The organism is Pseudidiomarina aestuarii (assembly GCF_048263735.1).
GTDB lineage: Bacteria > Pseudomonadota > Gammaproteobacteria > Enterobacterales > Alteromonadaceae > Pseudidiomarina > Pseudidiomarina aestuarii_B.
The window spans coordinates 87,389-112,703 of sequence record NZ_JBLXDX010000001.1; the positions used below are offsets into that span (position 1 = coordinate 87,389).

At 50.1% G+C, this 25,315-nt stretch carries 24 protein-coding genes; 6 read left to right on the forward strand and 18 right to left on the reverse strand.

The features are described from left to right. Positions 1 to 61 precede the first annotated feature (61 nt). Both bioA and asnS read left to right on the forward strand, forming a co-directional pair. Positions 62 to 1,333 (forward strand): adenosylmethionine--8-amino-7-oxononanoate transaminase, encoded by a 1,272-nt coding sequence (gene bioA, locus ACN0S4_RS00395; protein WP_417655779.1) that lies wholly within the window; start codon positions 62 to 64, stop codon positions 1,331 to 1,333. A gap of 75 nt (positions 1,334 to 1,408) precedes the next feature. Continuing rightward, on the forward strand, positions 1,409 to 2,809 hold the full coding sequence (asnS, locus tag ACN0S4_RS00400) for an asparagine--tRNA ligase (RefSeq protein WP_417655780.1): 1,401 nt from the start codon (positions 1,409 to 1,411) through the stop codon (positions 2,807 to 2,809). 128 nt (positions 2,810 to 2,937) lie between these two features. Here asnS and ACN0S4_RS00405 read toward each other — a convergent pair whose 3' ends face one another. Beyond that, complete coding sequence (locus ACN0S4_RS00405; protein WP_417655781.1) at positions 2,938 to 3,486, reverse strand: nitroreductase family protein; 549 nt, start codon at positions 3,484 to 3,486, stop codon at positions 2,938 to 2,940. Between the two features lie 138 nt (positions 3,487 to 3,624). Between ACN0S4_RS00405 and sppA the strand changes: the two genes are divergently transcribed. From sppA to ACN0S4_RS00420, 3 genes are read left to right on the forward strand one after another with little or no spacing between them, the layout of a single operon-like run. Then, positions 3,625 to 5,481 carry a signal peptide peptidase SppA gene (gene sppA / locus ACN0S4_RS00410; RefSeq protein WP_417655782.1) on the forward strand — a complete coding sequence of 619 codons (1,857 nt, stop codon included), beginning with the start codon at positions 3,625 to 3,627 and terminating at the stop codon, positions 5,479 to 5,481. A 36-nt stretch (positions 5,482 to 5,517) separates the two neighbouring features. After that, a complete protein-coding gene (gene ansA, locus ACN0S4_RS00415) occupies positions 5,518 to 6,528 on the forward strand; it encodes an asparaginase (protein WP_417655783.1) in 1,011 nt (336 codons plus the stop codon). A 39-nt stretch (positions 6,529 to 6,567) separates the two neighbouring features. Next, complete coding sequence (locus ACN0S4_RS00420) at positions 6,568 to 7,908, forward strand: sodium-dependent transporter (RefSeq protein ID WP_417655784.1); 1,341 nt, start codon at positions 6,568 to 6,570, stop codon at positions 7,906 to 7,908. A 184-nt stretch (positions 7,909 to 8,092) separates the two neighbouring features. On the opposite strand, the gene ACN0S4_RS00425 is transcribed toward ACN0S4_RS00420, so the two are convergent. The 17 genes from ACN0S4_RS00425 to ACN0S4_RS00505 all read right to left on the reverse strand — a co-directional run bounded on the left by ACN0S4_RS00425 (position 8,093) and on the right by ACN0S4_RS00505 (position 21,664). Continuing rightward, positions 8,093 to 8,872, reverse strand: a complete 780-nt coding sequence (locus tag ACN0S4_RS00425) for a TatD family hydrolase (protein WP_417655785.1) — start codon at positions 8,870 to 8,872, stop codon at positions 8,093 to 8,095. 34 nt (positions 8,873 to 8,906) lie between these two features. Continuing rightward, a complete protein-coding gene (locus ACN0S4_RS00430) occupies positions 8,907 to 9,233 on the reverse strand; it encodes a PilZ domain-containing protein (RefSeq protein ID WP_211618595.1) in 327 nt (108 codons plus the stop codon). After that, the gene (locus ACN0S4_RS00435; protein ID WP_417655786.1) at positions 9,230 to 10,219 is read right to left on the reverse strand and encodes a hypothetical protein; all 990 of its coding nucleotides are present in this window, start codon (positions 10,217 to 10,219) and stop codon (positions 9,230 to 9,232) included. The genes ACN0S4_RS00430 and ACN0S4_RS00435 overlap by 4 nt, the downstream gene beginning before the upstream one ends. Next, a complete protein-coding gene (gene tmk, locus ACN0S4_RS00440; RefSeq protein ID WP_417655787.1) occupies positions 10,216 to 10,836 on the reverse strand; it encodes a dTMP kinase in 621 nt (206 codons plus the stop codon). Before tmk ends, ACN0S4_RS00435 begins: the two co-directional genes overlap by 4 nt. Positions 10,837 to 10,838: 2 nt before the next feature. Continuing rightward, positions 10,839 to 11,867, reverse strand: coding sequence for an endolytic transglycosylase MltG (gene mltG / locus ACN0S4_RS00445; protein ID WP_417655788.1), 1,029 nt, complete (start codon positions 11,865 to 11,867; stop codon positions 10,839 to 10,841). Continuing rightward, a complete protein-coding gene (gene pabC, locus ACN0S4_RS00450; protein WP_417655789.1) occupies positions 11,834 to 12,634 on the reverse strand; it encodes an aminodeoxychorismate lyase in 801 nt (266 codons plus the stop codon). The genes mltG and pabC overlap by 34 nt, the downstream gene beginning before the upstream one ends. A 58-nt stretch (positions 12,635 to 12,692) precedes the next feature. Next, entirely contained in the window at positions 12,693 to 12,932 is a 240-nt protein-coding gene (acpP, locus tag ACN0S4_RS00455; RefSeq protein WP_034774275.1) for an acyl carrier protein, read from the reverse strand. Between the two features lie 133 nt (positions 12,933 to 13,065). Further along, positions 13,066 to 13,803, reverse strand: coding sequence for a 3-oxoacyl-ACP reductase FabG (gene fabG / locus ACN0S4_RS00460; protein WP_417655790.1), 738 nt, complete (start codon positions 13,801 to 13,803; stop codon positions 13,066 to 13,068). A 7-nt stretch (positions 13,804 to 13,810) separates the two neighbouring features. Continuing rightward, positions 13,811 to 14,746, reverse strand: coding sequence for an ACP S-malonyltransferase (gene fabD, locus ACN0S4_RS00465; protein WP_417655791.1), 936 nt, complete (start codon positions 14,744 to 14,746; stop codon positions 13,811 to 13,813). 9 nt (positions 14,747 to 14,755) lie between these two features. Continuing rightward, complete coding sequence (locus tag ACN0S4_RS00470) at positions 14,756 to 15,724, reverse strand: beta-ketoacyl-ACP synthase III (RefSeq protein ID WP_417655792.1); 969 nt, start codon at positions 15,722 to 15,724, stop codon at positions 14,756 to 14,758. 9 nt (positions 15,725 to 15,733) lie between these two features. Then, positions 15,734 to 16,759: a phosphate acyltransferase PlsX gene (gene plsX / locus ACN0S4_RS00475; RefSeq protein WP_417655793.1), complete on the reverse strand. Its 1,026-nt coding sequence runs from the start codon at positions 16,757 to 16,759 to the stop codon at positions 15,734 to 15,736. A gap of 21 nt (positions 16,760 to 16,780) precedes the next feature. After that, the gene (gene rpmF / locus ACN0S4_RS00480; protein WP_169929871.1) at positions 16,781 to 16,951 is read right to left on the reverse strand and encodes a 50S ribosomal protein L32; all 171 of its coding nucleotides are present in this window, start codon (positions 16,949 to 16,951) and stop codon (positions 16,781 to 16,783) included. A 30-nt stretch (positions 16,952 to 16,981) separates the two neighbouring features. Next, positions 16,982 to 17,506, reverse strand: a complete 525-nt coding sequence (yceD, locus tag ACN0S4_RS00485; RefSeq protein ID WP_417655794.1) for a 23S rRNA accumulation protein YceD — start codon at positions 17,504 to 17,506, stop codon at positions 16,982 to 16,984. A gap of 53 nt (positions 17,507 to 17,559) precedes the next feature. Beyond that, positions 17,560 to 18,165, reverse strand: a complete 606-nt coding sequence (locus ACN0S4_RS00490; RefSeq protein ID WP_417655795.1) for a Maf family protein — start codon at positions 18,163 to 18,165, stop codon at positions 17,560 to 17,562. Position 18,166: 1 nt separating this feature from the next. Then, positions 18,167 to 18,862 (reverse strand): HAD family hydrolase, encoded by a 696-nt coding sequence (locus ACN0S4_RS00495; RefSeq protein WP_417655796.1) that lies wholly within the window; start codon positions 18,860 to 18,862, stop codon positions 18,167 to 18,169. After that, the gene (rluC, locus tag ACN0S4_RS00500) at positions 18,859 to 19,812 is read right to left on the reverse strand and encodes a 23S rRNA pseudouridine(955/2504/2580) synthase RluC (RefSeq protein ID WP_417655797.1); all 954 of its coding nucleotides are present in this window, start codon (positions 19,810 to 19,812) and stop codon (positions 18,859 to 18,861) included. Before rluC ends, ACN0S4_RS00495 begins: the two co-directional genes overlap by 4 nt. 67 nt (positions 19,813 to 19,879) lie before the next feature. Continuing rightward, the gene (locus ACN0S4_RS00505) at positions 19,880 to 21,664 is read right to left on the reverse strand and encodes a hypothetical protein (RefSeq protein ID WP_417655798.1); all 1,785 of its coding nucleotides are present in this window, start codon (positions 21,662 to 21,664) and stop codon (positions 19,880 to 19,882) included. Positions 21,665 to 22,216: 552 nt separating this feature from the next. Between ACN0S4_RS00505 and rne the strand changes: the two genes are divergently transcribed. After that, a complete protein-coding gene (gene rne, locus ACN0S4_RS00510) occupies positions 22,217 to 25,240 on the forward strand; it encodes a ribonuclease E (protein WP_417655799.1) in 3,024 nt (1,007 codons plus the stop codon). The last annotated feature ends 75 nt before the right edge of the window (positions 25,241 to 25,315 follow it).

Here is a 25,315-nt window from a genome sequence, read left to right on the forward strand (position 1 = left end):
AAGTCTAAATATAGACATCTGTATATTTTTTAATCTATTTCATGACTAATCGGATCACTTCATGACCATGGACTTAGAATTCGACCGACACCATATCTGGCATCCCTACACCTCTTTCAAGAACCCGCTCCCCGCCTATCCGGTCGTTGCTGCGGCAGGCTGTGAACTCAAGCTCGAAGATGGACGCCAGTTGATTGATGGGATGTCGTCGTGGTGGGCCGCAATTCATGGTTACAATCATCCCGTCCTGAACGCTGCTGCGCATGGTCAAATTGACCAAATGAGCCACGTCATGTTCGGAGGTATTACCCATCAACCTGCTATTGATCTCTGCAAGCAATTAGTCGCCATGACTCCTGCGGAACTCAATCGGGTGTTTTTGGCCGATTCAGGTTCAGTATCCATAGAAGTCGCGATAAAAATGGCCGTGCAATACTGGTTCAGTCGTGATCTTCCGAACAAAAATCGACTCGCAACCATTCGCGGCGGCTATCATGGGGATACCTTCGCAGCCATGTCGGTGTGTGATCCCGTCAATGGTATGCATGCCCTCTTCCAAGGCAGCCTGCGCGAGCAATTGTTTGCGCCCATTCCACAATGCTCACCGACCGACGAGTGGAATCCGAATGACCTCGACGCCCTGCAGCAACTCCTTGAGACGCACCAGCATGAATTGGCTGCATTGATACTCGAGCCCATCGTTCAAGGCGCTGGTGGTATGCGCTTTTATCATCCGCAGTACTTAGCTGGCGCACGAGCCCTTTGCGATCGCTATCAAATACTCCTGATTGCGGATGAGATCGCGACTGGATTTGGTCGAACGGGTCGCCTCTTCGCATGCGAACACGCTGCGATCACGCCTGATATCCTCTGTGTTGGCAAAGCCCTGACCGGCGGCTATCTCACCCAAGCTGCGGTCATTACCACGGATGACGTCGCCCTCACTATTAGTGACGGTCCGGCTGGCGGCACCTTTATGCATGGTCCGACGTTCATGGGAAATCCGCTCGCTTGTGCGATTGCGAGTGCAAATTTGCAGCTGTTAGCCACCGGTGATTGGCAGCAGCAAGTGGCTGCCATTGCAACACAACTCGCACACGAGTTGGCACCTGCACGCTCCTCGAAACGCGTCGCCGATGTGCGAGTCTTTGGCGCTATTGGCGTGATTGAAATGCACGAGCCGGTGGATGTGGCGCAAACGCAACGCCAGGCCGCAGAACTGGGGGTATGGATCCGGCCATTTGGACGACTCATTTATGCAATGCCGCCCTTTGTGATTTCATCGACGCAATTGAGCCAACTTTGTCGCGCGATGGTCGCTGTTTCTGCTTGAGTTGTGCGCAAAGCAAGGTAACATAGCCACTTCATTCGTTTTTTGTCATTTATTCACTATGGAGTTGGTTGGCTAATGTCCTTCGCTACTGTTGTCGATGTGTTATCGGGGAAAGTTGCCGTTGGTGATGAAGTAACCGTGCGTGGCTGGGTCCGTACCCGCCGTGATTCGAAAGCCGGTATTTCATTTATCAATGTGCACGATGGTTCGTGTTTTGATCCTATTCAGGCCGTGGTCCCCAATACCCTGAATAATTACGACAATGAAGTGTTGAAGCTAACCACAGGTTGTAGTGTTGCTATTACCGGTACGGTTAGTGAATCTGCTGGTAAAGGCCAGTCGTTCGAGCTCCAAGCGACCGCAGTGGAAGTGTTTGGGTTTGTTGAAGATCCAGATACCTACCCGATGTCACCAAAACCCCATTCGATGGAGTATTTGCGTGAGTTTGCTCACCTGCGTGCGCGAACTAACGTCACTGGCGCCGTAATGCGAGTGCGTAACTGCCTTGCACAAGCACTGCATCGTTTCTTTCATGAGCGCGGCTATTTGTGGGTGGCAACACCAATCATCACCGCGTCTGATGCTGAAGGCGCCGGTGAGTTATTCCGCGTCTCCACGCTCGACCTCATGAATCTGCCGAAGACGGACAAAAACGAAGTCGATTTTTCGAAAGACTTCTTTGGCAAAGAATCCTACTTAACGGTTTCTGGTCAGCTCAACGTCGAGACTTATGCTTGCGCATTGTCGAAGGTCTATACCTTTGGCCCAACATTCCGCGCAGAAAACTCGAATACCAGTCGCCATTTAGCCGAGTTCTGGATGGTCGAGCCGGAAGTCGCATTCGCGTCACTGGATGACATCGCGTATTTGGCGGAAGATATGTTGAAGTACGCCATTCGCGCTGTGCTTGAAGAACGCGCCGACGATATGGCGTTTTTCCAACAGCGTATCGATAAAGAAGTAATCAACCGTTTGGAACATGTCGCCAATAACAAATTTGTGCACATGGATTACACCGATGCGGTCGAAATCTTGCAAAACTGCGGCAAGAAATTTGAATACCCAGTGTCTTGGGGCACCGATTTACAGTCCGAGCACGAGCGTTATCTCGCTGAAGTGCACGTGGGCGCTCCTGTCGTGCTGAAGAATTACCCGAAAGGTATCAAAGCCTTCTACATGCGCCAAAACGACGATGGCAAAACAGTCGCAGCCATGGATATTTTGGCGCCTGGTATCGGTGAAATCATCGGTGGTAGTGCCCGTGAAGAGCGTTTAGACGTGTTTGATGCACGCCTCGCTGAAATGGGTCTGCCCGTCGAAGAATACAGCTGGTATCGCGACCTGCGTCGCTACGGCACAGTTCCTCATGCCGGCTTCGGCCTCGGTTTTGAGCGTTTGGTGAGCTACGTCACCGGTATGACCAACATCCGCGACGTCATTCCATTCCCACGCGCACCCAAGTCAGCTGACTTTTAGTGGCAGTAAAAGTAAATAGTGAACAGGTAACAGTTACTAGAAAACACGGATCTGCGGTTTTCTAGTAACTAATATCCAATAGCCAGTAACACTTTTGTCTTGTCTATTCCCTGTTCACTATTCACTGTTTACCAGTACCTAATATTGCTAGCGATGTCTTTCATCGGCTTGATGGGCGTCGGCACCGCTGGTGTTCCCACATACAAGAAACCGACTATCGCATCCGGCTCAGCGCATCCCAGTTGTTCTTTGACCCAGTTGTCTTCGGCGAACCAGCCAGTTCGCCAAATGGCGCCTAGATTCTGCGCAAAGGCCGCTTGTTGTAGCAGCAAGGTGGCACAGGCTGCGCTGGCAAACTGTTCATCGCGCGGTACTTTGTCGTGTGGCTGATACGCCATGCTCACCACAATGACTGTCGGGGCGCGCAACGGCAACTGACTTGCTGCCAACTGCTCGTCGTCTGATTTATTGCGACGTTCAGCTGCTTGTCTAAAAATTTCGCCCAATTGCTGTCGCGCTGAGCCAGCAAATATTGCAAACTGGTACGGTGTTAATGCGGCATGATCCGGAGCTCTCGAAGCAGCTTGCAATAACAAGTCGAGCTGTTGTTTAGATGGGCCGGGTTCAATAAGTCGCGGCATGGATGAACGGGTGAGCAGCAATTCAAGTGCTTGCATGAAAACCTCAAAAGAATGAATAAATGACTGCGTCTAGCTTAACAAAGATCACGCTCTGTTACATTGTCGCTCTAGTCTATCGGTTTGTTCTAAAGTATGCTCGCAACGTGTACAAATCTAAATCTCAGGATAGTGGCCATGAGCGGAATTCGTAATGTGTTTGGCAAGTTGTTTGGTTTTATCAATGGCATCAGAAAAGTCATTGTAAACCTTGTGTTTTTTATCGTCCTTTTTGTCTTTGTGGGCTTCCTCATGAGTGGTGAAGAAACCATTGAAGTGCCAACTGACGGTATATTGGTCTTAAACTTAAATGGTTACATCGTTGAGGAAGAAACCTACGTCGATCCAGTCGATGAGTTTTTTAACCAAGCTTTGGGGTCAGGCCCAAGCATTCCAGAAGTCTTGTTGAGCGATGTGATTGACAGTATTGAACAGGCAGCGAGCGACGAGCGCATCAGTGGTATCTACCTCAACTTGTCCAGTTTTATGGGCGCGGGCATGAACAAGCTCGAACTCATCGGTAACGCACTGTCCGAGTTCCGTGACAGTGGTAAACCTATCTACACATACGGTGACTACTTTAGCCAACCTCAATACTATCTTGCTGCACATGCTGATGCGATTTACCTGAATCCTCTCGGTGGCATGATGTTTGACGGTATGGGTGGAAACAACCTGTACTACAAAGACCTATTAGACAAGCTGAAAGTGTCTACCCATGTGTTTAAAGTCGGCGATTATAAGTCAGCTGTAGAACCCTACATACGCAACGACATGTCAGACGAGGCTAAAGAAGCAAACGGCCAACTCTATGGTGAGTTATGGGAAACCTATAAGTCACGTGTCACTGCCCTGCGCAACATCGATCCACGGATGCTGAGCGGAACCATGGCTGACTTCCAAGCTTTGGTTGCTGAAAACAACAACGACCTAGCACAGCTGACCGTCACCACTAACGTGGTCGATGAATTGAAAACGCGTGAAGCGTTTCGCACTCAGATGATCGAGTTAACTGGACTCGATGACGATGAAAAATCGTGGAAGCGCATTAATCACGATGCTTACCTAGAGGCTATCGAGCAAGAATCACTCGTGGCTGAGGAGAATAGCGAAGACAGCAATAGCATCAAGGTTATTGTAGCTCGCGGCATTATTGTCGATGGTTATCAAAAAGCCGGTATGATCGGTGGCGATAGTACTGCTGAATTATTACGCCGTGCGCGTCAAGATGAATCCACCAAAGCAGTAGTATTGCGCATTGATAGCCCCGGTGGCAGCGGTTTTGCGTCGGAAATTATCCGCCAAGAAGTTCTTGAGCTGCAAAAAGCAGGTATTCCAGTCATCGCATCCATGAGCTCTGTTGCAGCGTCAGGCGGCTATTGGATTGCCGCCTCGGCAGATGAGATTTGGGCAGCACCCACCACAATTACTGGCTCTATCGGCGTGTTTGGAACCTTCTTCACCATCGAAGATTCGTTGGCTGAAATTGGTGTCTACAGTGATGGCGTTCGCACGACTGAAATGCCAGTGATGGATATCACTCAGCCACTGGGCGATGATGCGAAGCAAATCATCCAGTTGAGCGTTGAGAAATTCTACACCGACTTCGTCCAAATGGTTGCGGATAGTCGCGAGATGTCTTACGAAGAAGTTCATGCTGTTGCCCAAGGCCGCGTATGGACCGGAACCAAAGCATTAGAGTTTGGATTGGTTGACCAATTGGGTGATTTCGAGGATGCTATTGCCGCTGCTGCTGCAAAAGCAGACTTGACTGAATTCACCGTCGAGACGCTGACCCAAGAATTGTCGCCGCGTCAACAAATGCTGGCTAATTTCTTCGGTACTGCTCAAGCGTGGTTCCCACTGCCTACTGTGGCTGCGAAGAACCCACTGGAAGCAGAGTTAATGCGAGTATGGTCTGACTTACAACTCACAACCAAATTCAATGATCCGAATGGGATCTACGCGTTGTGCGAGTTATGCCCCACGTATTAATGTTCGCGTCTGACCGCAACCGATAAGGTTAGTCGTTTGACCCGCAAAAAGATTTACGTCGCTTATACGGGCGGCACCATAGGAATGCGAAAATCGGCACAGGGCTATGTACCTGTGCCCGGTTTTTTGACCGAGTGTGTGCAGAAAATGCCCGAGTTCTTTCGGGATGAAATGCCTGAATTTACCATCTCAGAATATGACCCACTGATGGATTCATCGGATATGTCGCCACAAGACTGGCAACATATTGCGGAAGATATCCAACACCATTATGACGAGTACGATGGTTTCGTGGTCCTTCACGGCACTGATACCATGGCTTACACCGCGTCAGCGCTGTCCTTCATGTTCGAAAATCTCGGTAAACCGGTCATTATTACCGGCTCGCAGATCCCGCTCGCAGCTTTGCGCTCTGACGGTCAAACCAATCTATTGAATGCACTCTACATTGCAGCCAACTACCCGATTCATGAAGTGGGCCTGTTTTTTAATAATCAGCTGTTCCGTGGTAATCGTGCGACCAAGGCTGACGCCAACGGCTTCGATGCATTTGATTCGCCCAATTTTCCGCCTCTGCTCGAAGCAGGCATTCAAATTCGTCTGCAAGCGGGTGAACTTCAACCGGTCAGTTCAGCCCCTCTGCAGCTCACCTCGGTGACACCACAAGCAATTGGGGTCGTAACACTCTACCCTGGTATTTCATCGGTCATTTTCGATAACCTGCTGCAACAACCCGTCCGCGCGCTCATCATGCAAAGTTATGGTGTGGGGAATGCGCCGCAAGACAAGAAATTGCTCGCCAGTATCGAACGTGGAATAAAAGCCGGAACGACCATTTTGAACTGTACCCAATGTTTTAAAGGGAAAGTAAATATGGGTGGCTACGCGACGGGCAATGCGCTGGCAGAAATGGGTGTGGTGAGTGGTTTTGATATGACCATAGAAGCAGCATTGACTAAGCTTCACTACTTGCTATCCCAAAACTTACCGCAAGCCCAGCTTGAGCACCAACTACAACAGAATTTACGTGGCGAATTAACGCTGTAAATGATGCTATTTTAACCTTCTCTCTATGCGGTACTCACTATGACAGCTACGTCACCAGCATTTTCTTCTCGACTCGGTTTTATCCTCGCCGCCGCCGGTTCCGCGGTAGGTCTCGGTAATATCTGGGGATTTCCCACACAAGCCGCAAGCAATGGCGGTGGTGCCTTTGTCCTCGTCTATTTACTCATGATCTTAGTCCTCGCCTACCCGACTTTGGTGGCTGAACTCACCATTGGCCGGCTGCGTCAACAAAACCCAGTCGCCACTATGCGTACAATGAGTCATAAGCCATTGTGGCGGCGGACAGGCGTTATCGCTGCGGTCGTAGCTCTAGCAACGCTCGGCTTTATTCTTGCTTTTTATGCTATTGTGGCGGGTTGGCTATTAGGCTATTTATTTGCTGCTGTGTTTGAAATCTTTGGCCAACACAGCGTCGCCGAATGGTTTGTCAGCTTCAGTATCGAACGCAACCTGATCATGATGGCTTTGTTTATGGTCATGACCGTCCGTGTGGTCCGCTCCGGCGTAAAAGAAGGTATCGAGCGATGGTCTAAGCGTTTAATGCCGTTGCTGTTCGTGCTGCTCATTGCAATGGCTATCTATGTGCTGACACTCCCGGGTGCATGGCAAGGACTAGTGATGTATGTAACCCCAGATTTCAGTCAAGTAACTGATCCGGAGTTAGTCATTCGCGCCATGGGCCAAGCGTTTTTCAGTCTATCCATTGGCCTTTGTTGCATGATGACGTACGGCGCTTACTTATCTAAGGATGAGAATTTGCCGAAAACAGCAGGTTGGGTTGCTGGGGTCGACAGCGCGGTCGCGTTACTTGCTGGGATGCTGATTTTACCTGCAATGTTCGCAGCGCAAGACATGGGCGTCACCATCTACTCCGAGACTGGCGAACTGTTGTCGGCCGATACACTAGTCTTTACCGTGCTGCCTGCCATGTTTGATTCCATGGGTCCCATTGGCAACTGGATCGCTGTCGCCTTCTTCGTTTTTATGGTGATTGCCGCCATTACCTCTTCGATTTCTATGCTCGAGGCACCGGTGAACACTATTCGTGAAGAACTCAGTATTGAACGTGCGACTGCGGCGCGCGTATTGGGTCTCGTGATCACCGGCATCGCAGCAACGATCATTTATCATTTTGATGCGCTGTTCGGTTTGGTGATTACCGTAACGACCGTGTATATGCAGCCGCTGATGGCGATCATTTTTGGTTTCTTTCTCACCTGGATTTTGCGTCAGCATCTGCTCTTAAAAGCACTGCAAGGTGGCGCACCGAATATCGAGAAGACGTGGTTTTGGAAGCTCTGGCCGGGCTACGTGAAATTTGTCTGTCCGATGTTGATATTACTGGTTATTTTCGTCTAAACAGGGATTCAGCGAGCTTAAAAGCAAGACAAAAAAAAGCTCGGGACGAATCCAGGATGTCCCGAGCTCAGGGGAATGGCTCAAGGGATTGAGCCGTGCGCTAACTCGATATAAGTCGAGGGTAAGATCAAGTGTAGACAATAAATAATTTATTGCTAACCATTTGCACGTTTTTTGTGCATTTTTATCGAGCGCGCTGAAATAACTGGTAAAAATTAGCCGTTGTTTGCTCGGCAACAGCCTCTACCGAGATACCCTTAACCTCAGCCACACAGCGTGCTACATCAGCGACATAAGCCGGTTGATTTTGTTTGCCTCGATGCGGCACGGGCGCCAACCATGGGCTATCCGTTTCAATCAGTAGTTGAGTCAATGGAATCGCTTCAATGACAGAACGCAATTCATCCGCATTACGAAAACTGGCGATACCGGAAATCGAAATGTAGAAACCCAAATCAGCAATCGCGGCCTCAGCCATGGCTAACGACTCGGTAAAGCAATGCAGCACGCCACCGCACTTCTGTGCCTGCCCTTCGCGTAACATAGACAATGTATCTTCACGCGCGTCACGCGTGTGAATGATCAGCGGTTTGTCCAACTCCACGGCAAGATCGATATGTTCGGCAAAGCTGCGTTGCTGAATCGCCTTCGACTCTTTGTCGTAGTAATAATCGAGACCTGTCTCACCAATGGCGACGACATCTGGCAGGCTCGCGTACTCTCTGAGTTGTTCGCTGGCGTAGGGATTTTTGGCAACGTATAAAGGATGAGCTCCGCAGGAAATATTGATTTGCGGATAATTGCGCGTTAATTCACGCATCTGCGGGAAATCTTCCAACGTCACACCAATGCACAACATGCGTTCAACTTGCGCGGCCTCAGCATTGCGCAAGACTTGGCTGAATTGCCCATCAAATTCGGTTAAATCAAGTTTATCTAGATGACAATGTGAATCGACAAACACAACGACTCCAATCTGAAGAGAAAAGAATGGCGAACTACATGGTGGCGGTTGGCAAGCCCGACTCACCTAAATGGCCGAGCAAGGTTTCAATGCGATTTCTTAAATGCGATTTATCATCGATAAATTGTACGCCCACACCTTGCTGGTCGGTTCGACCAGGGCGAGACGGTGCTAACCAGACCACCTTGCCGCGAACTAACGTATCCTCTTGGTCACGCGGTAGGCGCAGCACTAGCTTCATCTCATCGCCTAAGGTATAGGGATCTTCCGTTACAATAAACAAAGCGCCGCCTTTAATAAACGGCATGTACAAGCGTCGTAATTGTTCTTCCGACTCTATCATGATGCGCTTGGTACTCATCCTATCTGCCACTCCGCCCACAAATCTTGTAATAACAATACACCATTTAAGCCACTTTGCTCAGTAGTCCATCGGCGAATAGCATAACATGTTTGCAGCCAATCGTTGAGTTGCTGCTGGTTCAAATGACGCATCTGCAGTTGCCGCCGCAGCTCACTTTGCTGGTCAGGATGATGCAACTGCACCTGCGGTAATTGCAGGTAGATGCGTACTAATTCCTGAATAAAGTATTCGCTGGCGGTGAGCCACAACCGGACTTTGTTTTTATCGACGGTCGGCCATATGCCGGCCCCACAGAACGCTTGAATCAGTTGTTCAACTGCTGCATGCGCGTCGGCCTCAAATGCCGCCGGCGACTGACTGTCGACCTCTCCGCGGAGTTTAGCCAGCAAAGTCAGTGGCGCATGCTCTAAACGTTGCAACCAAGGCTGCTCATCAGCGGTCAATGTACGCCCAAGCTGTTGCTGCAACCAAACCTCGACTTCGGCCCTTGCAGGGCTGCTAACGGTGTGCTTTTGCATACGACTCAGCAACGTCGGTAATAACAGGCGTGGACGGCTTGCTGAGACAATCAGAATAGTTTCTGCGGTTGGCTCTTCCAATGTTTTTAAGAGTGCGTTGGCGGCAGCTACGGTCAATAATTCAGCATCACGTATCCATGCGACCTTACGACCCGCTTGATTGGCTGTTTGTTGAAGACTCATAGTCAGACTGCGCACTGCATCAATGCCAATAGCTTTGCCGTCGTCACTGCTGAGTTCATAAAAATCAGGGTGCGTCTTTGCTTTGCCCAGCAAGCAACTTTTGCATTGTCCGCAAGCGCGTTGGGATGGCTGTAAACACAGCAACATCTCAATCCAGGTTTGAATGAATCGGTCGAGTCCCAATTCCGGTTGCCAGGGAAAACAATGGGCATGGCTCAAACGGCCACTGTGCAGATCTGTGTTGAGTTGCTGCCACAACGGGCGTAACCAAGGTAGGCTCACCGAAATAACTCCGCTTCAACGCAGGCTAATAAATCACGATGCACGGCTTCCATAGCTTGCCCACCGTCGATGACATGGATAGAGCGATCAGCCTCAGCAAGCTCAAGATAGCGCGCACGCGTTCGCTCAAAAAAGCTCAAATCTTCTTGTTCAATCCGATCCAAAGCACCCCGCGTTCGAGCCCGCTCCAAACCGAGTTTGGGCTCAACGTCAATCAACAGTGTGAGATCGGGCCCAAAGGCACCGAGTACTTGGTGTTTCAGGACTTGTAGCTTGTCATCGCCTAACTGGCGTCCACCGCCTTGATAGGCCCGTGACGACAAGTCATGACGATCGGCAATAACCCAGGTGCCTTGCTGCAACGCCGGTTTGATCACATTCTCCACTAGTTGCACCCGACTGGCATACATAATCAGTAGCTCGGTATTCGCATGAACGGGCTCAGCCCAGTCTTGCTTAACCAGTTCGCGCAAAGCTTCTGCTAAGGGAGTACCGCCGGGTTCACGGACAGTCGTTGCGGCAATATTTTTCGCTTGTAGATGCGTGACGATGCTGGCTATCGCTGAGCTCTTCCCTGCTCCTTCGAGCCCTTCAACAACGATAAACTTCCCAGTCATAGTTAATTTATTCCCCGTTGATAGCGATTTACCGCACGGTTGTGTTCAGTTAAAGTTCGAGAAAACACGTGTCCGCCAGAGCCATCGGCCACAAAATACAAGTAATCGGTTGTTTCTGGATTGGCTGCTGCAACTAAACTCGCTGTACTCGGCATGGCAATAGGCGTCGGTGGTAAAGCCGGAATTCGATAGGTGTTATACGGTGTTTCCGCGCGCAAGTGTGCACGTGTTAAATTCCCGTCGAAATTCTCAATGCCGTAAATAGTGGTTGGGTCAGATTGCAACCGCATTCCCAACCGCAGTCGGTTCACAAACACCGAGCTCACTCGGTCTCGCTCCGCCTTGATGCCCGTTTCTTTCTCAATAATGGATGCCATGATAAGTAATTCATACGGCGTTGCATAGGGTAAATCACGGTCGCGATTAGCCCATAACTCTGCCAACTGCGTGTCCATGGCTGCAGCTGCCTTTCGCAACACCGTCGTTGCCGACGTATAGGCTTTATACGTATAGGTTTCGGGGAGTAAGAGCCCCTCCAGCCGAGCGTACTCAGCCAAACCGAGTTCACTCAAAATGTTCGCTTCTGATTGTTCCAGTAAACTGTGGTCGAGATACGGTGCTCGCCGCAAAACTTCTACCCACTGCGACCATGTATGTCCCTCAATTAACGTCACTTGAAACAAGTGCGCACGCCCTGCAGTCACTTGCGACCAGAACTGGGTTAACGAGCTATTGGGTTCAATGGCGTAGACGCCGGCTTGTATGGAATCGGATGGCGTAAAAACCCGCAGCGCATAATAAGCGTGCTGAACGGAGCCCTGCAAATAGCCTTGCTCATGGAGGAGCTGCAACACGGACCGAAGATGTGAACCTGCGGGGATCTCAATCAACGCAGGCTCGTCAGTGCTCATGAGCGCAGCAGGCATTACTAGTGGCTGCTGCAGCGTTTTCTGGGCCCACCAGTAACCGGCCCCTGCCACAATCAACGTGCCACAAACTAAAACGAGAGCGATATTTCGGATTGCCACCACGTACTCACACCTTTTGGTAGTATCGGAGCGCTAAATGGATGCCCCTGGAACTCAGCAACAGGACGCGGGCCCATGACACTGTTGACCAAGAATACTTGATCCGCAGTAAATAGCACATCGGTTCCGGCACGAACAATCTCAACCGTACCGAGAATGTTCTCATTCAACAACTGGGTTCGGGCGACGCCGTTAATTCCAGCATGGACTAAACTGGGCGTAAACCATTGCTCACCGCAACGCCAAAACACATTACTGCTAATGCTCTCAACTACAGCCCCCGATTGATCTGTCACTACCAGTTCATCGCAATCCCGTTGGTTGAGCTCTTGAGTCAACATCACTTGCTCTAACCGATTCAACGTTTTTAAGCCAGCAAACGCGGGTTGTTCAGCTAATTTTAAGCGCGCCAGTTGCATCTTTAACGGCTGTGTGGGCACTTCTGGAATGGGGCTGACACTCGCGTACCAATGGGATTCAGCTTGGCTTTGACGGGCATAGCCGCGACTGGAATCTCCTGCCGTCATCATCAGTTTAACGACACACTGCGGCTGGGTTGATGCAATAGTTTGGAGAAAATCTGTGATTGTAGCTTGCGGGGGAAGCGGTAGTACAAGCTTGTCTGCTGCTTGGCATAATCGTTGCCAGTGGAGAGGCCACCAGAGCACTTGGCCATGGCGAATCGTTAACGTAGTAAAGTGCCCATCGCCGAACTGAAGTCCACGATCAAAGGCAGGTGCCGTTAGCAGTTGGCCATTTTTCCACAGCATCGTCTGAGCAGAACAAAAAAAGGCGGAATAAAAATTCCGCCTTCTTCAATTCATTCGCTTAGTCGTTCGCGTGATTGGTCACGTAATCGATAGCTGATTGAACCGTTTTGATTTTCTCAGCTTCTTCGTCTGGAATTTCAGTTTCAAACTCTTCTTCCAGAGCCATCACCAACTCAACAGTATCCAGAGAGTCTGCACCGAGGTCGTTTTCGAAAGAAGCTTCTGGTTTTACTTCTTCTTCTTTAACACCAAGTTGCTCGATGATGATTTTTTTAACGCGTTCTTCAATAGTACTCATTGTATTAAGTTCCCTTCACTTTAGGTCACGATCTAAAAATTGGGCTTAGTGTAGTGAATGCCGCTTCAATAATAAAGCAATAAATGGTACTACCACTAGCCAGTACACAGTGCCAACTGTTGGCAACTGCGGGTTAAACCATTGCCATGCCGCCATTCACGTGAATAGTCTCGCCGGTAATGTACGCTGCCCCTGGCGACGCAAGAAACGTCACAGCGGCTGCAATTTCTTCAGGCTGCCCGAGTCGGGCCGCTGGGATATTAGCAAAAATGGCTTGTTGTTGGTCTTCTGTCAATGATTTGGTCATATCCGTATCAATAAAACCGGGTGCCACACAATTGACAGTAATACCGCGGGCCGCAATTTCCTTCGCTAACGCCTTGGTAAAGCCAACTAAACCAGCTTTCGCCGCACAGTAATTCGCTTGGCCTGGATTGCCCGTGGTGCCAACCACAGACGAAATATTGATGATACGACCGCTACGTCGTTTCATCATCCCGCGCATTACGCCTTTACTGAGTCGGAAGACCGCTTTGAGATTGGTATCTAAAACGCTATCCCATTCGTCTTCCTTCATACGCATCAATAAATTATCTCGGGTAATACCCGCATTATTGACCAAGATATCCAATTGACCGTAACGCTCATCAATATGCTTGAGCACCGCATCAATACTTTCTGCATCGGTCACATTGAGCGCGACGCCCTCACCTTGGTCAGCTAAGTATGCTGAAATCGCATCAGCACCCTGTTGCGTGGTAGCGGTACCTACCACAGTGACACCTTGAGCAACGAGCGCCTCGGCGATGGCTTTACCAATGCCGCGACTAGCGCCGGTGACTAATGCTACTTGTCCTGCCATTGTCATCATTATACTCCTACTCTGAACTCGCTGAGTTCGTTAAACTGTCCACCCCTGCTGGGGTATTGATGGCATCGACGACTGGATTATTGGCGATGCGTTTAATGAGACCTGTGAGTACTTTGCCAGGGCCAATTTCGAAAAACTCAGTGACCCCTTGTGCGGCCAAAAATTCTACCGTTTCTGTCCAACGCACCGGTGAGTACAACTGTCGGATCAATGCATCTTTAATAGCACCCGCATCAGTCTCGATAGCTACATCCACATTGTTGACCACAGCTAGCGTTGGGGTGTGGAACGTAGTTTGTGCGAGCAATTGCTCGAGTTTTTCTGCCGCTGGACGCATTAACTCACAATGTGACGGCACACTAACTGGGAGCGGTAATGCACGCTTTGCACCGGCGGCTTTACAAGCTTCGCCAGCACGAGTGACGGCTGCTGCATGACCAGCAATGACAACCTGACCTGGCGAATTGTAATTTACCGCCGCGACCACTTCAGAGCCCGCAGCTTCCGCGCAACATGCTCGAACTGCATCATCGTCAAGGCCAATAATAGCGGCCATTCCACCAACGCCAGCAGGCACCGCTGACTGCATAAATTCGCCGCGCTTCGCCACAATAGCGACGGCAGCTTCGAAATCAATCACACCAGCGCACACCAGTGCAGAATATTCACCGAGTGAGTGCCCAGCAAGATACGCTGGCGCAGCTACGCCCTGTTGCTGCAATAACCGATAGATAGCGACGCTGGCCGTTAATAAAGCAGGTTGCGTTCGCTGAGTTTCATTCAGCGCGTCGCTCGGCCCTTGACTTACTAGTTCCCATAAATCGTAACCCAACACGTCACTTGCCGTGGCAAAAGTAGACTGGATCAACGGGTACTGTGCCGCTAACTCCGCCACCATGCCAACACTTTGGGAACCTTGTCCCGGAAAGACCATTGCTCGCATCTGTTGTCCTTAATAATCGATGAGTGCTGAGCCCCAAGCGAATCCACCGCCAAAGGCTTCTAATAAGAGTTTATGACCTCGTTGTATTCTGCCATCACGCACGGCAACATCAAGCGCAATAGGTACTGACGCGGCAGAGGTATTACCGGTATAGCGCAATGTCGTTACCACCTGCGCCATCGGCATTTTCAGCTTCTTCGCGGTCGCGGTAATAATGCGCATATTGGCTTGATGGGGTACTAACCAATCTAACGCATCGGCTTCAAGCGCATGCGCAGCCAATGTTTCTTGTACCAATTCACTGAGTTTTGTCACAGCCACTTTGAATACTTCATTGCCCTTCATGTACATCCAGGCTTCGCTGAGCTCTTCGGCGCGCTCACTCCACTGCCGGTGTGCATGTTTGGCGCCGAGTAAGTCAGCGAACTCACCTGCACTATGTAAATGCGTGGATAGAATTCCCGGTGTTTCGCTCGCTTGCACCACTACGGCACCGGCACCATCACCAAATAAAATGATGGTATTGCGATCATCTGGCCGGCACAGGCGTGACAGCACATCCGTGCCGACCACCAGAACATTCTTGTACATACCACTGCGAATGTATTGATCTGCCACCGACAGCGCGAAAATAAACCCTGAACAGGCGGCCGCTACATCAAATGCGGGAATATTTTGATCGGTTAATGCTGCTTGGATTTCGCAGGCGACGCTTGGGAAGGCATTTTCGCCAGATGTCGTCGCGACCACAATCAAATCGAGCGCGTCAGGCGTGATCCCTGCTGCTTGAAGGGCTTGGCTCGCTGCGGCAGCACCCATAGTCACCGCGCTTTCGGCGGGACCGGCAATGCGCCGTTCGTGAATGCCTGTACGCTCGACAATCCAATCATGAGACGTGTCGACGCGCCGCTCGAGGTCAGCGTTGGTCAGGCACTGGTTCGGTAAATAGTGACCAGTTCCTGCAATTCTTGAATACATGGGTTGTTTTTATTCCTGCTCTAACAGTACTTGCTCAACCCGATCCTTAATTTGGTTCGGGAGCGACCGCTGTGCAGCTTCTATGGCTTGAGCAATGGCGCTTTCAAATGCGCGCGCATTGGCATCACCATGGCTTTTAATCACAACGCCCCGCAATCCTATCAGACTCGCGCCGTTATAGTGGTCGGGCTTCAACCAATCCCACGAACGTTGCAGGCGTTGATAAAACAGTTTGACGAACCATCGGGTCAGCCAATGCGCTTCTATATTCGCGCGTATATTGGATAACAGCAGGTCTGCTAAACCTTCGCAGCTTTTCAGAGCGACATTCCCGACAAAGCCGTCACACACGATGACATCGGCCTTTCCGGCAAACAAATCGTCACCTTCGAGGAAGCCGATATAGTGAATATGCGACGATTGCTGAAATAGTGCGGCCGCCGCTTTCACGACATCATTCCCTTTCGTGTCTTCTTCACCAATATTCAGCAGAGCCACCCGCGGTTGTGCAATGCCCAAAACTTCTTGAGCAGCAACAGAACCCATCACGCCAAACTGAAATAAGGTGTCCGAATCACAGACAGGATTCGCGCCTAAATCAAGAACAAAGGCAGAGCCCCCTTGATGTTGCGGAATCGCCGACATTAATGCCGGACGCAACACGCCTGGAAGGGTTTTCAAAGCAAAATAGGCTTTCGTCATCAAAGCACCGGTATTACCAGCACTCACGCACGCAGCGGCTTGCTCATTAGCAACGAGTTCTAAGGCCACACGCATCGATGAATCAGGTTTAGCACGCAGAGAATAGCCAGGCTTATCCGTCATTTCTACGGTTTGGCTTGCATGTGCGATAGTCACACGAGGATGCTCAGAAAGCTGAGCAGAACTGAGAAGAGATTGAATTTCGGCTTCGTCACCTACCACGATAAACTGAACCGTTGGGTGTGTGGTGAGTGCCTTTTTCAGTGCCTCAATAACAATAGAGGGGCCATTATCGCCCCCCATTGCATCAAGTGCCAGAGTCAGTGTGGCCATAGCCTCACTTCCGCTTCTGGTTTACTTGTTAATTACTTTACGGCCTTTATAAAAACCGTCAGCTGTTACATGGTGACGACGATGCGTCTCACCAGAGGTAGAGTCAACCGACAGTGTAGGGCCGCTCAGGGCATCGTGAGAGCGACGCATATCGCGCTTCGAACGAGTTTTCCGATTCTGTTGTACAGCCATTTACGCTATCTCCTAAATTAGTGACGTAAGTTATTTACGCTTTAATGCTTGCAACACAGCGAACGGGTTATCTTGTTCGCTTGAGGATTCGTCGAGCTCACCCCATTGCATTGCTTTGCTATCGATTTGACATGCTTGCTCATCGTGTTTCACGAACGCAGGCATGGCCAATATTAATTCATCTTCCACGATTCGATGCAGATTTACTTCATTGAGCTCATCTAGCTCAATGGGCTCGTAGTCCTCAGGCATATCGTCGGCGGCTTGGCGTTTCGTTACTGGAGCGTAAATAAACGACGTATCTAACGTAAGCGCCATCGGCTCACCACATCGTTCACACGCAGCAACAACGTCAACAGTTGCAGAACCTTGTAAATACTTCAGTTTTTGTGGGTCAACATCAAACTGCAATTCCACATCAACATCAGGACAAGGTTCAACGAGCATTTCTTGCAATCGCGCAAGCGCATTGCCAGGAACAAGTCCCTGATAGCTCAACTGTTTGCCGGCACTTTTGACCGGATCGACCGAAATCGGAATACGAACCTTCTGCATAGGGCGCGAATGTTAATGGATTCGGGGGTTGAACACAAGTCCTTTGTGGAAATTTAGCTTACTTTTGCGGGCTCTAGTAGTGGGTTTATGCCCCACTCTCGCAACATCTTTAAGAGTGCGATTAATGGTAACCCAATCAGACTATTCGGATCCCGTCCCTCGAGCCGCTCAAACAAACTAATTCCGAGAGCTTCGCTCTTAAAACTTCCTGCACAATTCAGCGGTTGTTCGAGTCGCACATACCCTTCTATTTCGGCCTGTGTTAACGAACGAAAGTGCACCGCGTATGGCTCGACAATGTGTTGCAGAGCACCATCACTACTGCGATACACAGCTAGGCCGGTCAAAAAGGTTACAGTCTTGCCGCTCATTTGTGTGAGTTGTGCCACCGCCCGCTCACTTGTTCCTGGCTTACCGAGAATTTCCCCATCAACAACGGCAACTTGATCAGAGCCAATTAAAATATGCTCGGGGTATTGGCTGGCAAGTGCTTGCGCTTTAGCTCCAGCTAACCGAGTCACTAACTGTTCGCCGGTCTCTCCGGCTAAGGGGGTCTCATCCACTTCGGGCGCCGCAACCGCAAACTGCAATCCGGTTTTTTCCAGTAATGCGCGACGATACGGTGACGTGGAAGCCAAAATAATGGGTAATGAGTACATACTAGGAACCTACAACCTGATGAGTCAAAGACGGATTATATTGAGTCAAGACTGACTGTAATTCGGTCCACGAATCGACTAAACACAGTGCCGTTTCTGCTTGGAGCCGTTCCCGCGGATGCGCACCAAAAGTCACACCAATGGCTGCCATGCCCGCATTGGCTGCCATCCGTAAGTCATGCACGGAATCGCCAATCATAATGGCTTGCTCAGCTTGAAAGCCGCTTTCATTTAATAAGTCATGTAACATTTTCGGATGAGGTTTCGACTCGGCTTCATCGGCACACCGCGAATAATGGAACCAAACATCAAGTCCAGTCTCCGCCCAGACGCGCTCCAGACCATGGCGAGCTTTGCCCGTCGCGACTGCTAATTGAAAACCTTGCGTGTGCAACTGTTGGAGAACAGTTTCAGCATGCGGAAACACCGGAGACGGGGTTTGGTCCGCATCAATGTAATAGTGCCGATAGACCGCAAAAAAGCGTTCTAACTGACTCTTTGACAACGTACCAAACAGACGATCAATGGCTGGCATTAAACTAATGCCGATAATATCCCGCACCGCCAGCGCAGTTGGAATGGGCAAATCTAGATCGCGCGCGGTCAGTTGCATCGAAGAGACAATGCGGCCCACCGAATCCATGACGGTGCCGTCCCAATCGAAAATAATTAAGGGAGTCGTCAGTTGCAAATTCATCGGCGTAAACTTTTTAATACCTGCAGCAATGAAGGTTCCAGCGGCGCAACCACCTGAATCATGTCGCCCGACTGTGGATGTTCGAAGCGTAAACTTTTGGCGTGAAGAAACAACCGTTGTAAGCCGCGTTCACGCATTTGCTGGTTGAACCCTTCATCACCATACTTGGGATCTTGTGCCAATGGATGTCCGGCATGCAGCGCATGTACGCGAATTTGGTGCGTTCGCCCCGTCAACGGCGACGCTTCGACTAAACTGCAATCCTCGAATCGCTCAACTACACGAAACTTGGTTTCAGATGGCTTTCCTTCTGCGTCGACACGAACTACTCGTTCCCCGGACTTCAGCGTATTCTTTAATAGAGGTGCAGCCACTAATTTCACATGATCTTGCCACTGCCCCCGCACCAAGGCCACGTATTGCTTGTCCATGGTTTTATTGCGTAACTGTTCATGCAAATGACGAAGTGCCGAGCGCCGTTTAGAGATCAAGATACAGCCACTGGTCTCGCGATCCAAACGATGCACGAGTTCCAAGTGTTTTGCTTGTGGACGCAACGCGCGTAAGCTCTCAATCAATCCAAATTGCAGCCCAGAACCACCATGCACTGCCATACCTGCAGGCTTGTTCAAGACGATGAGAATATCGTCCTCATAGAGCACCTGCTGGTCGAGGGCTTGCACGCTGCTTAAATTGGCACTGGGTAATGGATTTTGATCCGCCACACGAACCGGTGGAATTCGAATTAAATCGCCGGCTTGTAACCGATATTCGGGTTTCACTCGTTTTTTGTTTACGCGCACTTCGCCCTTACGCAAAATTCGGTACACCAATGACTTGGGCACCCCTTTTAATTGCGCGAGCAAATAGTTGTCGATGCGCTGGTCAGCATAATCCGCTTCAACGGTTTGCCAACTGACGCCTTGATTTGTGGATTGGGTATCTTGCATGGGCGTCAGTTTATCATGAAACTGACGCCCACTGCCGCAGATTTTTCGGCGGTTTGATTAGAAAAGATTAATTCGACGTCTCAGCAGAATATACGAATTCAAGTCCACGCAAACTCAGGTCCAATGTCAACGAGGACACGGTATTCTGTCCCATAAACGACTGCAGCTCCTCTGGGACGGGTTGCCCCTGTGCAGTGAATTGGGCCTCGATCAGCTCGCTGATCTTACCGTTATCCACACTCACGGCTAACAAGCCGCGCTCTTCGATTGACGTTTGGTTCAGTTGCTCTCGATATTGCTGCGCAACAGCATCCATGGTCGCGATGGTTAACTGATGTTCACCGCGTGACATATTAGCGCTAATAGAGACGCCGATACCCATCGCCATCACTGGGGAAATATCAATCGTGTCCCCTATTGCTGGCAAATTAACGCCTGCCAACGGTGGGAATGAAGCTTGCAGCACGCTGTAAAACGATGCGACGTCATTCAAAGAGGTGCTGACCACCACTTGTTGACCGGAAAAATCGCCCTGAGTCAGGCCATTCACATCGATATCGTTGACCAGAACTTGTAATCCGAGCAGGCCATTTGCCATGTTGGTCATGGCAAAAGCACCACCAATAGGCTGCTGTTGCATGCTGACTTGCAGTTCAACCAACGGCGCACAGGAAAAGTCCGCTTGAGCTGTCGCATTCCACAGATCACTTGCCACTGGCCCGAGTTGACTCGCATCGATACCCAGTGCCATAGCAATAGTGACGTCATCCAATGTACGTTGCATGAAGTTTGGCACGACACCGCGTAGCTTCTGTAGCGCACCAACAGTATTTTCATGCACAACAGGTAGAACCATGCGCGCATCGATACGCATGTTGTCTGCATCAACGCTTGTTACTTGCATATCCGAGAAGAAACCTGGGAAACGCTCACTAATGGTTTGCAAGTCAGCCTGACACGCGGCATCAGTCCATTGACTGAGCTCGGGTTCAGCAAAGGCTTCTGGGAAAATCGTGCGCAAATCACGACCGAGTCGATTCGATTGACGATCACTTAACGCATCTGTCAGCACTTCCGATAGCATCCAGCCAACGCTGTCGTACTCCAAGGCATAACGCTCACGGATAGCGTCAAAACTGCCATCCGCAATCACATTTTCAGGCGCGGCTTCGGCACCGATCAGCAACGCATGATCAACAGTTGGTGTTGCGGAGGAATGCACGCTCAATGTCGTCCAGTCATTATTTGTGCTCAACCACACCGACCACTGCTGTTCGCTGCCGGTATCGATGGCATAGGAACGCACAGTTTCACCGGCTACTGTCAGGATGTCTGGCGTCACACTGTATTCATTTTCAAGGCTCTCGATGAAGGTAACAACACGGGCGCTATCGGCGGTCTCCCAACGAATAACTGGAGCAATACCCACCATATACGAAAGAACACGCGTATTTTGCGCGTAACCCATCTGTTCCTCGAGCGATACATCACCACTAATGACCTCGAGCATAGCGTTGGCATAAGCAAACAAAAACTTCAGACGATTGATGTTCGCAGTCGATTCAGCATCAGCGCCCTGTTCCGAATTTTCATGTTCCGAGAGGCTATTCATCAGCTCAGTAAAGTCGCTTTGCAACTGCTCCAGCAGTTCGGGTGTTAAACCGCCCACCTGACGCATGTATGCGACCATATCGATCGGTTCTAAATAGGCTGATAGCACAGCAGTGTCACTCGGCACCGCGCTCAGTGCTGTCGTTAACTTCGAGTCGATACTGGAATCTGTACCCAACCACTGATATCCGGCAACAGCTGCCACCCCAATGACAGCTGCTCCGATGAAAAATTTACGCATGAACCCGTACCTTTGTTTGTTATTTGTAAATGAAGTGTATCGTAGAAATTCTGACGCCAACAGTCTTGACAATATTGTATCTTGTCATGTGAGGGCTATTCGTGGGATAATCCTGTGTCGGAAAAATCCGCACCGACACAACAGAGAGCGGTAGAGACAAAGAATTTACGAGTGATTTGAGCGGTCTGAGTGGTGACAGCGAACGACACTTCCACCTCGGAATACGCACAAATGCGGGCCAATAGCCCCCATCAGCGAGATTTCGACGGCACGGATAAACATCTGCGAAGATGGTCGCAACGAGTACGCGAACCCGCCTTTATTAATCAAATCACGTTTTAAACCATCGCTACGGCATGGTACGAAAGTTTCGTTTACAAGTGCATTTCGGCTTGGTAACCAATTGCAACCTCACGTCGCAAAGCCATTACGACGGGGGGCGTCAGTACACGCTGTGAGAGCGCTATGGCACACTACAATTTGAACTCGAAATCGCGACGGCTGTAAGCCTTTCGTGCCGTGTTGTGGCTAAGTATGTGAAGAGTCACAACTATGAAAAGAATGCTCATTAATGCGACCCAGCAAGAAGAATTGCGGGTTGCGCTCGTTGACGGACAACGTCTATATGACCTCGATATTGAATCGCCAGGTCATGAACAGAAAAAATCCAATATCTATAAAGGTAAAATTACCCGTATCGAGCCCAGCTTAGAGGCTGCGTTCGTTGATTATGGTGCAGAGCGCCACGGCTTTTTACCTCTCAAAGAAATCGCTAAAACGTATTTCCCCTCTGGTTATAGCTTTTCCGGTCGCCCTAATATCAAGGAAGTGATCAAGGAAGGCCAAGAAGTCATCGTCCAAATCGATAAAGAAGAACGCGGCCAAAAAGGCGCTGCGTTAACTACCTTTATTTCACTCGCTGGTAGCTACTTGGTGTTAATGCCAAACAACCCGCGTGCAGGTGGTATTTCACGACGCATCGAAGGTGATGAACGGACCGAATTAAAAGAAACTCTCGACGCGCTCAATATCCCTGACGAAATGGGGTTGATTGTGCGTACCGCGGGCGTTGGCAAATCGACCGAAGAATTAGAATGGGATTTGAACGTACTGAAGCATCATTGGGCGGCTATCGAACAAGCTGCACAATCACGCCCTGCTCCATTTTTGATTCATCAAGAAAGCAATGTTGTATTCCGCGCTATTCGTGACTATTTACGTCGCGACATTGGCGAGGTACTGATTGATAAAACCGAAATATTTGACCAAGTTCGTGACCATGTCCGTCTGATTCGTCCGGACTTCGTGAACAAAGTGAAGATGTATCAAGGCGATGTGCCTTTGTTTAATCACTACCAGATTGAAAGCCAAATTGAATCCGCGTTCCAACGTGAAGTGCGATTACCTTCTGGTGGCTCTATTGTGATCGATCCAACGGAAGCATTGACTTCTATCGATATCAACTCAGCCCGCGCCACCAAAGGCGGCGATATTGAAGAAACCGCGCTACAAACCAACATGGAAGCGGCAGAAGAGATTGCTCGCCAGTTGCGCTTACGTGACGTCGGCGGTTTGGTCGTCATCGACTTCATTGATATGACACCCGTTCGCCATCAGCGTGAAGTTGAAAACCGACTCCGCGATAGTCTGAAACACGACCGCGCTCGTGTTCAAGTAACGCGTATCTCACGTTTCGGTTTGTTAGAAATGTCACGTCAACGCTTACGCCCATCTTTAGGTGAAGCGTCGAATCACGTGTGCCCGCGTTGTAGCGGTCACGGTACGATTCGTTCTGCCGAGTCATTAGCGCTGTCTATTCTGCGTCTAATCGAAGAAGAAGCACTGAAAGACAACACCATTCAAATTCAAGCACAGGTGCCGGTCACGGTTGCTACGTACTTATTGAATGAAAAGCGCCAGTCTATTTTCGATATTGAAAAACGCCACAAAGTATCGGTTCTCGTAATTCCAAACCCTCACCTTGAAACACCACATTTCGACGTACGTCGTTTACGCCAAGATGAAGCGGATGAAGCGAACAGCTTTACGCTCATCGAGAATGCTGAAGAAGCACGTACTGAAATTGTGTTGAATAAAGACAAGCCAAGTTTTGAAGAGCCAGCCTTGAAAGGTTTGCAGGCGCCGCCTGCACCAGCACCAACCCCAGCTGCACCTGTTGCAACACCAACCGCAACTACGCCTTCGCTATTCAGCCGTCTGGGCAGCTGGTTAGCAGGTTTATTTGGTGACTCTGAAGAAGAAACCAAGAAAAAGCAGCAGCAACGCGAGCAAGAGTCGAACAATCGTCGACCGAACCAGCGTCGTGGGAATGGTCGCGGAAATAATCGTCGCCGTAACAACAATCGTCAACGCACCAATCGCGATGATGAGAGCACTTCAGCGGCAACTCCAGCAGCGGATACCAACAAAGATACCTCGAAAGACGAGCGTAACGAGCGTGGCAATTCGCGTCGGGGCGGACGGAATCGCAATCGTAATCGGCAAACCAACGCTGATGACAAAGCGACGACACCAAAAGCTGCTGAAGCTGTTGAAGCAGCGACTGAAGCAAAAGCTGAAACCAAAACAGAAGCGAAAGCAGAGTCGAAACCGTCAACGCCTAAGCCGCGTCGACAACGTCGCAAATTGGAACGTTCAGTCCGTCAAGGCACTGAACTATCGGCAGCGGCCAGCGGCACTGTAACAGACACAACTGGTAGTACCGATAATAAGCCGGTACCAGAAGCATCTGAATCAGCCGCCCCAGCCGTTCAACCTGCAGCAGGGCCAGAACCGGCAGAGACTGCAGTGAAAGCACAGGATCAGGCATCTGAAACTGATGCAGTCGAGTCGAAGCAAGCCAATGCAGCGACCGAGCAAGCCGAAGACAAGCCACAGAAAAATCGTAGCCGTCGTTCTCCACGTCATCAACGTGCTGCTGGCCAACGTCGAAAAGCTGAAGCCGAGGCTGAAACTGCGACGGAAGCTACAGAAAATACAGCGGCCAAAGATGATGCGGAGACGCCAGCAGCGGCTGAATCAACAGCGACCGAAGAATCAGCACCAGTTTCTATTGAGACGGCTACTGATGTTGCGGAAGCTCCAGCAACGCAACCTGAAGAAGCAGTGACTGAGACCAAGTCAGAGCCTGCTGTTGCGTCTGAGTCAAAAGCTGTTGAACCAAAAACTGCTGAGCCAGTTGTCGAAGAGGCTCCTGCTGAGACCAAGCCAGAGGCTAAAGTCGAAGCAGAGCCAGAAACAGTGCCTGAACCTGCAGCAGTGGAAGCACAGCCGGTGAAAACAGCGAAGGCAGAGAAAGCCGACAAAGCTGAAAAGAAAACCAAGACGGCACCAAAGGCCCGTGCAAAGAAATCGCAAGTAGCAGCCACTGCCACTGAAGCTAAGGTGAAGTTTACGACCGCACCTATGGCTAAAGCCAGCGCGGTTGCACGTACGGAAGCATTCCAGCCATTGCCCGTTGCAAGCGGTGAAAGAAAACCGTTGGTGCGCGATGAACGCACGAGCAGTTTAAGCCAAGCTCGCAAGGTCGTGACGTCAGAGATGACAAAGTGCTAACTTACAGCGAACAGTGCCTAGTGAAAAGTAAATAGTGAACTGTGAATAGTAAAATCAAGTACGCAATAAAAAGCC

Coding starts and splice junctions, on each gene's coding strand:
- bioA (WP_417655779.1), top strand. CDS start 62: ATGACCATGGACTTAGAATTCGACCGACACCATATCTGGCATCCCTAC.
- asnS (WP_417655780.1), top strand. CDS start 1,409: ATGTCCTTCGCTACTGTTGTCGATGTGTTATCGGGGAAAGTTGCCGTT.
- ACN0S4_RS00405 (WP_417655781.1), bottom strand. CDS start 3,486: ATGCAAGCACTTGAATTGCTGCTCACCCGTTCATCCATGCCGCGACTT.
- sppA (WP_417655782.1), top strand. CDS start 3,625: ATGAGCGGAATTCGTAATGTGTTTGGCAAGTTGTTTGGTTTTATCAAT.
- ACN0S4_RS00420 (WP_417655784.1), top strand. CDS start 6,568: ATGACAGCTACGTCACCAGCATTTTCTTCTCGACTCGGTTTTATCCTC.
- ACN0S4_RS00430 (WP_211618595.1), bottom strand. CDS start 9,233: ATGAGTACCAAGCGCATCATGATAGAGTCGGAAGAACAATTACGACGC.
- tmk (WP_417655787.1), bottom strand. CDS start 10,836: ATGACTGGGAAGTTTATCGTTGTTGAAGGGCTCGAAGGAGCAGGGAAG.
- pabC (WP_417655789.1), bottom strand. CDS start 12,634: ATGCTGTGGAAAAATGGCCAACTGCTAACGGCACCTGCCTTTGATCGT.
- acpP (WP_034774275.1), bottom strand. CDS start 12,932: ATGAGTACTATTGAAGAACGCGTTAAAAAAATCATCATCGAGCAACTT.
- fabG (WP_417655790.1), bottom strand. CDS start 13,803: ATGATGACAATGGCAGGACAAGTAGCATTAGTCACCGGCGCTAGTCGC.
- fabD (WP_417655791.1), bottom strand. CDS start 14,746: ATGCGAGCAATGGTCTTTCCGGGACAAGGTTCCCAAAGTGTTGGCATG.
- ACN0S4_RS00470 (WP_417655792.1), bottom strand. CDS start 15,724: ATGTATTCAAGAATTGCAGGAACTGGTCACTATTTACCGAACCAGTGC.
- plsX (WP_417655793.1), bottom strand. CDS start 16,759: ATGGCCACACTGACTCTGGCACTTGATGCAATGGGGGGCGATAATGGC.
- rpmF (WP_169929871.1), bottom strand. CDS start 16,951: ATGGCTGTACAACAGAATCGGAAAACTCGTTCGAAGCGCGATATGCGT.
- yceD (WP_417655794.1), bottom strand. CDS start 17,506: ATGCAGAAGGTTCGTATTCCGATTTCGGTCGATCCGGTCAAAAGTGCC.
- ACN0S4_RS00490 (WP_417655795.1), bottom strand. CDS start 18,165: ATGTACTCATTACCCATTATTTTGGCTTCCACGTCACCGTATCGTCGC.
- ACN0S4_RS00495 (WP_417655796.1), bottom strand. CDS start 18,862: ATGAATTTGCAACTGACGACTCCCTTAATTATTTTCGATTGGGACGGC.
- rluC (WP_417655797.1), bottom strand. CDS start 19,812: ATGCAAGATACCCAATCCACAAATCAAGGCGTCAGTTGGCAAACCGTT.
- ACN0S4_RS00505 (WP_417655798.1), bottom strand. CDS start 21,664: ATGCGTAAATTTTTCATCGGAGCAGCTGTCATTGGGGTGGCAGCTGTT.
- rne (WP_417655799.1), top strand. CDS start 22,217: ATGAAAAGAATGCTCATTAATGCGACCCAGCAAGAAGAATTGCGGGTT.